The organism is Streptomyces sp. NRRL WC-3549, from assembly GCF_000721935.1.
In the GTDB taxonomy this organism is placed as follows: domain Bacteria; phylum Actinomycetota; class Actinomycetes; order Streptomycetales; family Streptomycetaceae; genus Streptomyces.
Window position 1 is genome coordinate 1 of sequence record NZ_KL585426.1, and the last position, 12141, is coordinate 12141.

Annotated in this window: 9 protein-coding genes and 1 pseudogene; 6 read left to right on the forward strand and 4 right to left on the reverse strand. The window is 71.2% G+C overall.

From position 1 onward, the window contains the following. Window positions 1-129 precede the first annotated feature (129 nt). Window positions 130-1191: an ATP-dependent DNA ligase gene (locus IH13_RS0128380; RefSeq protein ID WP_031088845.1), complete on the reverse strand. Its 1062-nt coding sequence runs from the start codon at window positions 1189-1191 to the stop codon at window positions 130-132. A 94-nt stretch (window positions 1192-1285) separates the two neighbouring features. Here IH13_RS0128380 and ligD point away from each other — a divergent pair, with 94 nt between their 5' ends. Both ligD and IH13_RS0128390 read left to right on the forward strand, forming a co-directional pair. Then, window positions 1286-2305: a non-homologous end-joining DNA ligase gene (ligD, locus tag IH13_RS0128385; RefSeq protein WP_031088846.1), complete on the forward strand. Its 1020-nt coding sequence runs from the start codon at window positions 1286-1288 to the stop codon at window positions 2303-2305. After that, window positions 2302-3381, forward strand: a complete 1080-nt coding sequence (locus IH13_RS0128390) for a membrane protein (RefSeq protein ID WP_031088848.1) — start codon at window positions 2302-2304, stop codon at window positions 3379-3381. The genes ligD and IH13_RS0128390 overlap by 4 nt, the downstream gene beginning before the upstream one ends. A 14-nt stretch (window positions 3382-3395) precedes the next feature. Here the strand turns inward: IH13_RS0128390 and IH13_RS38690 are convergent. Beyond that, window positions 3396-5626: pseudogene (locus IH13_RS38690) on the reverse strand (OmpL47-type beta-barrel domain-containing protein). After that, a complete protein-coding gene (locus IH13_RS0128400) occupies window positions 5623-8118 on the reverse strand; it encodes a ThuA domain-containing protein (RefSeq protein ID WP_234433425.1) in 2496 nt (831 codons plus the stop codon). Before IH13_RS0128400 ends, IH13_RS38690 begins: the two are co-directional and overlap by 4 nt. A gap of 222 nt (window positions 8119-8340) precedes the next feature. Between IH13_RS0128400 and IH13_RS0128405 the strand changes: the two genes are divergently transcribed. Then, the gene (locus tag IH13_RS0128405) at window positions 8341-9336 is read left to right on the forward strand and encodes a multicopper oxidase domain-containing protein (RefSeq protein ID WP_031088851.1); all 996 of its coding nucleotides are present in this window, start codon (window positions 8341-8343) and stop codon (window positions 9334-9336) included. Window positions 9337-9343: 7 nt separating this feature from the next. Here the strand turns inward: IH13_RS0128405 and IH13_RS0128410 are convergent, their stop codons facing one another. After that, entirely contained in the window at window positions 9344-9919 is a 576-nt protein-coding gene (locus IH13_RS0128410; RefSeq protein WP_031088852.1) for a helix-turn-helix transcriptional regulator, read from the reverse strand. Window positions 9920-9966: 47 nt separating this feature from the next. Between IH13_RS0128410 and IH13_RS0128415 the strand changes: the two genes are divergently transcribed. The 3 genes from IH13_RS0128415 to IH13_RS0128425 form a co-directional block, all read left to right on the forward strand. Beyond that, window positions 9967-10881, forward strand: a complete 915-nt coding sequence (locus IH13_RS0128415; protein WP_031088853.1) for a class I SAM-dependent methyltransferase — start codon at window positions 9967-9969, stop codon at window positions 10879-10881. A 168-nt stretch (window positions 10882-11049) separates the two neighbouring features. Next, the gene (locus IH13_RS0128420; RefSeq protein ID WP_031088855.1) at window positions 11050-11847 is read left to right on the forward strand and encodes a VOC family protein; all 798 of its coding nucleotides are present in this window, start codon (window positions 11050-11052) and stop codon (window positions 11845-11847) included. A 66-nt stretch (window positions 11848-11913) separates the two neighbouring features. Beyond that, window positions 11914-12141, forward strand: a 228-nt coding sequence (locus IH13_RS0128425) for a WhiB family transcriptional regulator (protein WP_031088856.1), incomplete at its 3' end; no start/stop codon positions are given.

A 12141-nucleotide genomic window follows, 5' to 3' on the forward strand; every position in this document is an offset into this window, starting at 1 on the left:
CCCCGGACCCCACCACGACGCCCGACCCGGACCCCTCCACCACCGGCCCCGACTGCCCCGCACCCACCGCGGGGCCCGACCCCGACGCCCCGACCGACGACCCCTGCGCCACCCCGGCCGCCTGACGGATCAGCCGGCGTCCAGCACGTCGGACAGGTCGTACCGCACCACCTCCTCCAGCTGCGCGTACGTGCAGCTGGAGGGGGCACGGTCCGGGCGCCACCGCCGGAACCGGGCGGTGTGGCGGAAGCGGTCGCCCTCCATGTGGTCGTACGCCACCTCGCAGACCCGCTCCGGCGCGATCGCGACCCAGGACATGTCCTTCTTGCCCGACCAGCGGCTCGGCGCGCCCGGCAGCCGCGCCCCCTCGTGCGCCGCCGCGTCCGCCCAGGCCGCCCACGGGTGGTCGGCGGGGTCGATCCGCAGCGGTTCCAGCTCCTCGACCAGCTCGGCACGCCGCTTCATCGGGAAGGCCGCGCTCACCCCGACGTGCTGGAGGGTGCCGTCGGCGCCGTACAGACCGAGCAGCAGCGAGCCGACCACCGGTCCGCTCTTGTGGAAGCGGTACCCCGCCACCACGCAGTCCGCCGTCCGCTCGTGCTTGATCTTGTACATCGCGCGTACGTCGGGCCGGTAGGGGGAGTCCAGCGGCTTGGCCACCACCCCGTCCAGTCCGGCGCCCTCGTACTGCTCGAACCACTGCCGGGCCAGGGCCTCGTCGGTGGTGGCGGGCGCCAGATGCACCGGTGGCGAGGCGTCGGCCAAGGCCCGCTCCAGCGCGGCCCGCCGCTCCGTCAGCGGACGGCCGGTCAGCGACGTGTCGTCGAGCGCGAGGACGTCGAAGACGACCAGGGACGCAGGGGTCCGTTCGGCGAGTGTCCGCACCCGGGACTCCGCCGGGTGGATGCGCTCGCTCAGCCGGTCGAAGTCCAGCCGGCCCCCGTGCGCCACCACGATCTCCCCGTCGACCACGCAGCGCGGCGGCAGGTTCTCCCGTACCGCCGTGACCACCTCGGGGAAGTAGCGGGTGAGCGGCTTCCCGGTCCGGCTGCCGAGCACCACCTCTTCGCCGTCCCGGTGCACGATCGCCCGGAAGCCGTCCCACTTCGCCTCGTACTGCATACCGGGCGGAATCGCGGATACGGGCCTGGCGAGCATCGGTTTCACAGGAGGCATCACCGGCAGGTCCATGGCCCGATTCTGGACCGCCACACCGGGCATGTCTCCCGATATGCGGCATATGTGGGCCCCGCCTACGGTGGCCGACATGGGAGCAGGAGCAGCGATGGAGTTGGACGTGGACGGCCGGACCGTACGGCTGTCCAACCCGGACAAGGTGTACTTCCCGGCCAAGGGCTACACCAAGAAGGACGTGGCCGACTACTTCCTGGCCGTGGGGCCCGGCATCCTGCGCGCCCTGCGGGAGCGCCCGACCACCCTCCAGCGGTTCGTCGACGGCGTCGAGGGCGAGTTCTTCTACCAGAAGCGCGCACCGAAGAACCTCCCCGACTGGACACCCACCGCACGCATCGAGTTCCCCAGCGGCCGGCACGCCGACGAGATGTGCCCCACCGAGCTGGGTGCCGTCCTGTGGGCCGCCAACCTGGGGACGCTGACCTTCCACCCCTGGCCGGTCCGCAGGTCCGACACCGACCACCCCGACGAGCTGCGCATCGACCTCGACCCGCAGCCCGGCACCGACTACGCCGACGCCGTGCGCGCCGCCCACGAACTGCGCTCCGTCCTGGACGACCACGGGCTGCGCGGCTGGCCCAAGACCTCCGGTGGCCGCGGCCTGCACGTCTTCGTCCCGATCGTGCCCGAGTGGACCTTCACCCAGGTCCGGAGGGCAGCCATCGCCGCCGGCCGCGAGCTGGAGCGCCGGATGCCGGACCGGGTCACCACCGCCTGGTGGAAGGAGGAGCGCGGCGAGCGGATCTTCGTGGACTACAACCAGACGGCCCGCGACCGCACCATCGCCTCCGCCTACTCCGTACGCCCCTTCCCGCACGCCCCCGTCTCCGCCCCGCTCCGCTGGGACGAGGTCGACGACGTCGAGCCCCGCGACTTCGACATCCGCACCATGCCCCGCCGCTACGCCGAGGTGGGCGACCTGCACGCCGACATGGACGAGCACGCCTTCCGGCTCGACGGCCTGCTGGAGCTGGCCCGTCGCGACGAGCACGAGCACGAACTCGGCGACCTGCCCTACCCCCCGGAGTACCCCAAGATGCCGGGGGAACCGAAGCGGGTCCAGCCCAGCCGCGCCAGGAACGAGGAAGAGGACGAAGGCGGGACCGCATGAGCCACGACGCCACCGACGGGCACGGGGAGCACGGAGCGCACGGCAGGCCCCCCACCCGGCGCGAGAAGTGGGAGACGTACAAGAAATCGCCCTACGTCCCGGCCGTGGTGCTGCTCTTCATCCTCTCCGCGGCCGCCGGGCTCTTCGCCGGCTCGTACACCTACGCCATGGCCAACCCCACCCCGCACCGCATCCCGGCCGCGGTCGTCGAGGGGCCCCGGACGCCCTACGCGACGCGGTTCGTCGAGGGGATGGAGAAGGCGCTCGACGCCTCCCTCGAACTCCACCGCTACCCGGACCGGAAGCAGGCGCGGGCGGCGATGGAGGAGCAGAAGGTCTTCGTCGTCCTGCGGAGCCACGGGGACGGTGTGGTGATGGAGCTCGCCGCGGCCTCCGGTGCCACCGTCGCCCAACTGCTCGGCGACACCGGGGCGAAGGTCGCCGACCGCATCGGTGTGCCCCTCACCGTCACCGACGTCAAACCGCTCCAGAAGGGCGACCCGCGGGGCCTCGCCCTCTTCTACATCTCGCTCGCCGCCGTCATCATCGGCTTCGTCGGGGCGATCCAGCTGAGCGTGCACGCCCGCGCGCTGCTCCCGCTGGAGCGGATCCTGTTCACCGTGGCCTACGCCCTGCTCGGCGGGTTCACCATCGCGGCCGTCGTGGACTGGGTGCTCGGCGCGCTCGATCTGCCGTTCGTCGAGTCCTGGATGATCCTGGCGTTCACGATGTTCACCTCCGGCATGGTCTTCACCATGTTCAACACCCTGATCGGCCGCTGGGCCATGCTCCCCACCTGGGGCGTCATGGTGCTGCTCGGCAACCCGTCCTCCGGCGGCGCGGTCTCCTGGCCGCTGCTGCCCTCGGTGCTCGGGCACATCGGCCGCTGGCTGCCCCCGGGTGCCTCGGTCAACGCCCAGCACACGGCGGTCTACTACCAGGGCCACCAGTACGTCTTCCCCTATCTGGTGCTGGGGGCCTGGGCCCTGGTCTCCTGCACGGTCTTCTGGGTGTGGCGCCACCGGCACCCCGGAGGCCGTGACCACATGCCGGAGCATGCGGCCACGGCCACCTGACCGTCCGTGCCGGACTACAACTCCTTGACGCGGATGTCCCGGTAGGAGATCACGTCCGTGGTGCTGTGGACCTGGAGCCCGATGTAGCCGGAGGCGTAGCGCCTGCCGTCGGTGCCCGGGTCGTCGCCGCGCGGCGGTTCGAACTCCTGACCGCGGTTGTTGTCGAACTCGTTGATCAGGACGCCGTTGCGGTAGACCTCGTAGTGCTGGTCCACGACCCGGATCTCGTAGTCGTTCCAGGTGCCCTTGGGCGTCACCCCGGCGCCGCCGAGGCCCACCCGGTCGAATCCGTAGACCGACCCGGTCTTGTACATGTCGCCGTCCGGCCGGTCGTTGACCTGGATCTCATGGCCGTACTTGATGGCGACCCACTCCGGGTTCGGCTCCTCCGGGTGGTCGTGGACGTACGGGAAGCGGACGAAGACCCCGCCGTTGGCGTTGCCCGTGCCCGGGGCGTCGTCCCGCCACTGGAGCTTCAGCGAGAAGTCCCCGTACTGACGGGCCGGGAACCACAGCATGCCCATGCCGTCCACGGTGGTCGAGCTGGTGATCGAGCCCTCCTCCTCGTTCAGGGCGAACTGTCCGCCGCCGACCTGCTCCCACTTCGCGAGGGAGCCGGGCGTGCCGTCGAAGAGCTTGCGGTAGCCCTCGTCCTGGCCCGGGCTGCCGATGCCGGACTGCTTGGCGGCCTGGTAGATCTTCTTGTGCTCCCGGGTGTCGATGACCCCGTCGGCGAGGAGCTTGTCGAGCACGGTGTCGACGTGCTTGAGGAACAGGGCGTGCGAGGACCAGTCCTTCTCGTCCTCGATCAGCTCGTTGACGGTGCAGCGGTTGCCGGTGAGCCGGTTGGGCACCCCGGTGTCGACCGTGCCGACGATCACCGTCAGGCGCTCGTCGAACTCCGGGCAGTTCGGGGCCGGGACGCCGCCGCTGGTGGCGACGGTGAAGGACAGCCTCCTCGCCTCGGAGGTGTTGCCCGCCTTGTCCGTCGCCCGGTGGGCGAGGGTGTGGTGGCCGACCCGGTCGACGATCACCGGCGCGGTGTACGCCAGGTAGGGGCCGCCGTCCAGGGAGTACTCGACCTTGTCCACCCCGGAGTCGTCGTCGGTCGCGGTGACGGTGGCCTTGGCGCTGGTGATGTAGGCGCCGTCCGAGTTCTTGTCGCCGGTCACCTTCACCGAGGTCTCCGGCGGGGTCTTGTCCTGGGAGGGGGGCTCCACGACGGTGAACTCCACCGTCTTCTCCGCCGCCGCGTTGCCGGCCCGGTCGGTGGCGCGGTAGCGGACCGTGTGCTCGCCCACCTCGTGCACCATGACCGGCGCGGTGTACGGCTGCCAGGCGCCGTCCTCGCCGAGCGCGTACTCGATGGTGTTGACGCCGGACCCGGTGTCGGACGCGGTCACGGTGACCGTGGCCATCCCGAGGTAGGCGCCCGCCTCGTCCTGCTCGCCCGAGACCGTCGCCGAGGTCTCCGGCGGGGTCTCGTCGTCGGTGGGCGGCGCGGCGACCGCGAAGGCGACGGACTTCTCCTCGGCCGCGTTGCCGGCCTTGTCGGTGGCGCGGTAGCGGACCGTGTGCGTACCGACCTCGTCCACCACGACGGGCGTGGTGTACGGCTGCCACCGCCGTCCTCGCCGAGCGCGTACTCGACGGTGTCCACGCCCGAACCGGCGTCGGCCGCCGAGACGGTGACGGTCGCCTGGCCGATGTACGCGCCGTCGGCGTCCTGGTCTCCGTCCACCGTCGCCGAGGTCTCCGGGGCGGTGGTGTCCTCACCGCCGCCGTCCTCGGTGACGGTCAGGACGCCCTGCATGGACAGGTGGCCGGGGATCGTGCAGTGGTAGAAGTACCTGCCCGGCGTCAGGACGACCTCGACGCTGTGCCTGCCGCCCTCGCTGTCCCCCGGGTTGGCCAGGATGTTGACCTGGACGTCGGTGTTGTACTCCGGGTCCGAGACGCTGAAGGTCAGCGTGTGCGGCATGCCCGTCGTGTTGCCGGTGGCCTCGCTGTTCTCGAAGACGAGGGTCGCGGCGCCGGCCACCGCCGTGGTGGGAGCCGTCAGATAGCGGTCGATGGGATCGCCCGCCGTCCATGTGAGGACCTGGTCGGCCGCCTTCGCGGAGCCGCCCTTTCCGTATGCGGCCGTCGAGGTGAGGCCGAGGACCATGAGGAACGAGCCGAGCAGGGCGAGCCACCAGTGGGCGGGCCCGTGGCGCCGGCGCGCGGGGAGCGAGGGGTGTCTCACTGGGCTGCCGCCTTCCTGACCAGGTCGGCGGCGGCCGGGGTCGGGCCGCCGCCCTTGTACGTCACACGCCACAGCGCGGACTCGGAGTCGGAGGTGAAGAAGCCGCGCCCGTAGTCCAGGACGTAGAGCGAACCGTCCGGGGCGAACTTCCAGTCCATGAGGTTGCGGATGCCTTTCGCGCCCACCGGGATGATCTTCTTCAGCGACTCGGCGTGGACGGGCAGACCGCCCTTGCCGGCCGTCTTCGGGTCGGTGAGCACCGCGTGGCGCGGCTGGCTGTCGTCGTAGAAGTCGCCGACGAACCACTTGCCGTCCCAGTACGCGGGCCACTTGGCGGCGCTGTCGCTGTCCGCGTCGTAGCGGTAGACCGGGCCGTTCATGGTGGCCTGGCCGCCGCCCTTGAGCCAGGGCAGGAGTTCCTTCTGCTCCTCCACCTTGTAGCTCGGGACGCCGTTCTCGTCCCGCGGGTAGTCCACGCCACCGCCCTGGGGGGAGTACCAGATGGTGTTGCCGGTCACCGGCGGCAGGTTGACCAGGCCGTCGTTGTTCGGCGACTCGTTCTTCGGCGCGTCGCAGTCGTACCAGCCCAGCGGCTTCGTCGGATCGGGGAGGTTGCGGTCGCGGTAGGGCTGCTTGTTGCCCATGCAGTACGGCCAGCCCTGGTTGCCTGCCTGGGTGATCGCGGCGAACGTGTCGTACTTGGCGGGGCCCCAGGTGGTGCTGGGCTCGCCGGCGTCCGGGCCGACCCAGCCCGCGTAGAGGGTGTCCGTCGCCGGGTCCACGGAGATCCGGGCCGGGTTGCGCACGCCCATCACGTAGATCTCGCCGCGGGTCTTGCCGCCGCCCTCGTCCGGCTCGTCGCCGGTGAAGAGGTTGCCCTTCGGCAGGGTGTAGGTGCCGTCGTCCTCGGGGTGGATCCGGAGGATCTTGCCGTTGAGGTTGTTGGTGTTGCCCGCGGTGCGGCGGGCGTCGGAGAAGGACACGCCCTTGAAGTTGGGCTCGGGGTTGTTCCCGGAGTAACCGTCGCTGAACTGCGACGAGTTGTTGTCACCGGTGGCGATGTAGAGGTTGCCCTTCGAGTCCCAGGCCATGCCGCCGCCCGCGTGGCAGCAGCTGTGGATCGGGACCGGCCAGTCCAGCAGCACCTTCTCCGAGGCCAGGTCCAGCTTGTCCGTCGCGTGGTCGAAGGTGAAGCGGGAGACCTGGCGCACCGCCATGTGCCGGTCGCGGTCGATCCTGGAGTGCGGTGTGTAGTGCAGGTAGACCCAGCCGTTCCTGGCGAAGTCCGGGTCCAGCTCGATACCGAGCAGGCCCTCCTCCACCTTGACCAGTTCGTCGCCGCCGCCCTTGTTGCCGAAGACGTCCAGCGTGCCGGCGAGGGTCACCTTCTTCGTCGCCGGGTCGTAGACGTGGATCTCGCCCTCGCCCCGGCCGATGTCCGGGTCGTTCCAGTCGGTGACCACCGGGACGCTGCTGTCCGTGCCGCCGCGTCCGATGTAGAAGATCCGCCCGTCGTCCGCGGTCACCAGGCCGTGCGGCTCGCCGATCTGGTCGTTCTGTCCGGGCTGGTTGGGCTGGGTGAGGCGCTCGGCCGTGTAGTTGGCGTCGATCGTCGCCGAGCAGTCGGCCTGCGAGGTACGGCTCGTCCAGGCCAGCGCGCCGCGCAGGTGGTCGCGGAAGTCCGTCTCGGCGAAGCTCGCCGCCGTGCCGCCCATGGCCGTGTAGAAGGACCGGCCGCCGTCGTAGTCACGGCACCAGGAGACCGGGTGGTCCCAGCCGTTGGCGCTCTTGCCCGGCGCGTACGTGAGCTCGCGGACCCGGGCCACGGTGTGGACCTTGCCGGAGGGGTTGTCCTTCCAGTTCATCCAGGTGTCCGGGCGCTTCCACTCCAGCGGCAGGTTCCTCGTCGCCGGGTGGAGCCGGTCGCCGACCTCCACCGTGGCGCGCTGGACGGCGCTCGGGCTGTCCGCCGTCGGGCGCGCCCCCACCAGGCCGGTGAACCAGTCGGAGTACGGCTCGGTGCGCGCCGCGTCGTGGATGCCGAGGAAACCGCCGCCCGCCTCCATGTACGCCTCCAGGCCCGCCTCCTGCTCCGGGTCCAGGACGTCGCCACCGCCGGTCAGGAAGACGACCGCGTTGAAGGTGCCGAGCTTCTTCTTGGTGAAGACCGCGGGGTCGTCGGTGGCGACGGTCTTGAAACGGCCCTCGGCCGGACCGCTGAGCCCGATCTTCTCGATGGCCGCGATGCCCGCGTCCACGGTGGGCGGTTCCTCGCCCGCCGACGCGTGGAAGACGAGCACCTTGACGTTCTCCCCGCCCGGCGGCGAGGGAAGGGACAACGTTGTCGCCATCCGCTCCTTCAGCCCCGGGTCCGGATAGGGCCTGGCGCTGGCGGCGTTGCTGCCGCCCAGCAGGGACGCGGTCAGTGCTCCGGCCGCCACGGCCGATGCGAGGCCGCGTCGTGATCTGGACCTGTGCGGTGTGCGCTGCATGTGGTCACCCACCCCTCCTTGGTCGCTTCCTGGGTCACGGCGCTTGTCGTGCTCACTGCGACAGCGCATGAAGCTAGACCTCTTTTCGCGGTACGCCAATAGGTACGGCAGCAATCCGACGAACTTTGTCCTGAGTGTGGATAAACGAAGATCACGCGGCTACCGTGTGGGCCGTCCCGAGGAAAGGCCCGTCAGTTTCCGTTGTGCAGTGGGGAGTTCGTCATGGACCGAAGGACCTTCAACCGGCGGATGCTGGTGGGCGGCGGCGTGGCTGCGGCGACCGGGGTGACATCGATGTCGCTGGGCGCGGTGCAGGCCACCCCCGCCCAGGCGGCGGTGGTGGATCCGCCCAGGACCGCCCCGGCGGGTGGCGCGGTGCGCCACCTCACGATGTACGCCGAGAAGCTGCCGGACGGCTCACTGGGCTACGGCCTGGAGAAGGGCAAGGCGTCGGTCCCCGGGCCCCTGATCGAGATCAACGAGGGCGACACCCTGCACATCGAGTTCCACAACCTCACCGACGGCGACGCCAGCCTGCACGTCCACGGGGTCGACTACGACATCGCGAGCGACGGCACCCGTATGAACCGCAGCCACGTCGAACCGGGCGGCAGCCGTACGTACACCTGGCGCACCCACGCCCCCGGCCGCCGGAAGGACGGCACCTGGCAGGCGGGCAGCGCAGGTTACTGGCACTACCACGACCACGTCGTCGGCACCGACCACGGCACCGGCGGCATCCGCAAGGGGCTCTACGGGCCGCTCGTCGTCCGGCGCAAGGGGGACGTCCTGCCGGACCGGACGATCACCATCGTCTTCAACGACATGACGATCAACAACGCCGCGGCGGGTCCCGACTTCGAGGCGACGGTCGGCGACCGGGTCGAGGTCGTGATGATCACGCACGGCGAGTACTACCACACCTTCCACATCCACGGACACCGCTGGGCGGACAACCGGACCGGCCTGCTCACCGGCCCCGACGACCCGAGCCGGGTGGTGGACACGAAGATCTGCGGACCGGCCGACTCGTTCGGTTTCCAGATCATCGCGGGCGAGCACGTGGGGGCCGGCGCGTGGATGTACCACTGCCATGTACAGAGCCACTCGGACATGGGCATGGCCGGGCTGCTGCTGGTCGCCAAGGCGGACGGCACGGTCCCCGGCTACGACCCGTCGCACCACACGGCCGGTACAGCGGGGGAGCACGCCCACTGACACGGGCTCAACGCTCCCGGGGTCCCGCGGCCAGGTGGGACCGACGGGCCTCCCGGTCGAAGATGCCCAGCATGTCGGCCGGGCCGCCCGAGGCGCCCACGGCGTGCGGCAGCATGGTCGGGAACTCCGCGGCCTGTCCGGTCTCCACCAGCAGTCTGCGTTCCCCCAGGAGCAGCACGACCGTTCCGGAGAGCACCGTGAACCACTCCCGTCCGGGATGCGCCTTGAGGGCCGAGGGGCCTTCGGGAGGCGGGCCCACCAGGCGCATCCGGGCCACCGTCACCCCCGGCTCGTCGCGCAGGGTCCACAGGGTCGCCCCGCGCGCGTGGTCGTGCACGGGCTGCGAGACGACGTCGTCGGAGGCGGTCTCGACGAGCTGGTCCAGTGAGGTGCCCAGGGCCCGGGCGATCGCCGTGAGCTGGTCGAGCGCGATCCTGCGGTGCCCGGTCTCGATCCGGCTGAGCGTGGAGGGGCTGAGGTGGCACCGGGCGGCCAGGTCGTCGAGCGACCAGCCGTGAGCGGCGCGCAGGGCGCGGACGCGCTTGCGTACGAGGCCGTCGAGGTCGCTGCTTTCTTGCGTCATGAGCAAGAGCTTATGCGTGGGCCGCAAAGTCCCGTACGGTCGGTCCCATGGCACATTCCCCCTCGCACCCGCACACCCCCGGCGACCACCGGCACGGCCACGCACACTCCGAGCACGCACACCCCGATCACGGCGGTGGCCAGGAGGAGGGCCTCGCCCACCTGCTCGACCTCGACGCGGAGCTGTTCGCCCCGTACCGGGCCCGAGTGCTGGACCGGATCGCCGACCGGACGGGCGGCTCTCCCGGCCGGATCGTCGACCTCGGCGCGGGGACCGGCACCGGTACGTTCGCCCTGCTGGAGCGGTTTCCCGCAGCCCGGGTCACCGCGGTCGACACCTCGCCCGACATGCTGGACCGGCTCACCGCCGCCGCACGTGAGCGCGGCCTCGCCGACCGGCTGAGCACCCTGGAGGCGGACGCCGCCGAGGGGCTGCCCGGCCTCGCGGGCGCCGACCTCGTCTGGGCGTCGGCCGCCCTCCACCATTTCGGCGACCCCGCCGCCTCGCTCGCCGCCATCCGGGCGGCACTGCGCCCGGGCGGACTGCTGGCCGTCGCCGAGATGGACGGCGTGCCGCGGTTCCTGCCCGACGACGCCGTACCGGAGCGGCCGGGCCTGGAGGGCCGCCTCCGCTCGGCGCTGGACGCGCTGCACACCGAGCAGGTCCCGCACCTGGGGGACGACTGGGGAGCACACCTGGCGGAGGCCGGGTTCGCCGTCGAACTCGCACACGCCGAGGACCTGGAGCTGCGCGCCCCGCTGCCCGAGGGGGCCGGCCTGTACGCCCATCTCGCACTCGGCCGTATCGCGGGTGCCCTTGAAGGGAGCATCGCCGACGAGGACCTGGCGGCGCTCCGCACCCTCCTGGACGGAGGGCGGTACGACGTACGCCACCGCGACGACCTCGTCGTGCGCTCCCGGCGCGAACTGTGGGTGGCCCGCCGACCCGAGGGCGGTGCCTGAGGGAGGCCCCGGGGGCGGCCCCCGCAACTTACGGGAGCCGTCCCCCGCGCGAACTGCGACGGACGGCGGCCGGTGCCAGACTCGAAGAAAAGGGACATTCCGGTGCCCTCCATGCCTATCAGCAGAGCGCGCGGCGGGGGAGAACGCGGCTCGCCGAAGGAGCACATCATGCTCGACCCAGCCTTCGAGACCGGCGCCCCCAACTGGACCGACCTGGGCACCCCCGACGTCGACGCCGCCACGGAGTTCTACCGCGGCCTCTTCGGCTGGGAACTGGTGCGCGGCGGCCCGGAGACCGGCGGATACGGCATGTACCAGCTGCGCGGCAAGACGGTCGCCGGCGTCATGACCGTGCCCCAGGACCAGGGGAAGCCCGCGTGGTCGGTCTACTTCCAGACCCCCGACGCCGAGGCCACGGCCAGGACGGTGGAGCAGGCCGGCGGCACCGCGGCGTTCCCGCCGATGGACGTCCTGGAGTACGGGCGGATGGGCGGCTTCACCGACAACTCCGGGGCCTACTTCGGAGTCTGGCAGCCGGGGACGAACACCGGACTCGGCATGATCATGGAGCCGGGATCCCTGATCTGGTGCGAGCTGTACACCCCGGACGTGCCGGCGGCCGCCGCCTTCTTCCAGACCGTCTTCGGCTGGCAGACCGAGTCCATGGACTTCGCCGGCGGTTCGTACACCATGGTCCGCCCGGCGGGCGGCAAGGGAGCCGACTCGACCTTCGGCGGTCTCGTGCCCCTCGAATCCGCCCCGGGAGGTACCTCCGCCGGACCGCGCTGGCTGCCGTACTTCCACGTCGAGGACTGCGACCAGGCGGCCGCCGACGTCGAACGGCTCGGTGGCACGGTCACACAACCGGCCACGGACATCCCGGACGTCGGCCGGGTCGCCACCTTCACCGATCCCGCGGGCGCGGCGTTCTCGGTGATCAAGCCCGCGCCGATGGAGCGGGGCTGACCGGCGCGGACCGGTCGTCGACGGTTCGTTGATCACCTGTTTATCCGGAACGGGCACCGTGGGCCCATGCCCATAAACACCGTGACCGAAGACCCGCTCGCCTGGCAGGAGACCGCGCTCTGCGCCCAAGCCGGGCCCGAGTTCTTCTTCCCGGCGCCGGGCAGCTCGACCCGTGAGGCGAAGCAGCTCTGCGGCGCCTGTGAGGGAAGGGTGGCCTGCCTGGAGTACGCCCTCGCCCACGACGAGCGTTTCGGCGTCTGGGGAGGGCTCTCCGAGAAGGAGCGGGAGCGGCTG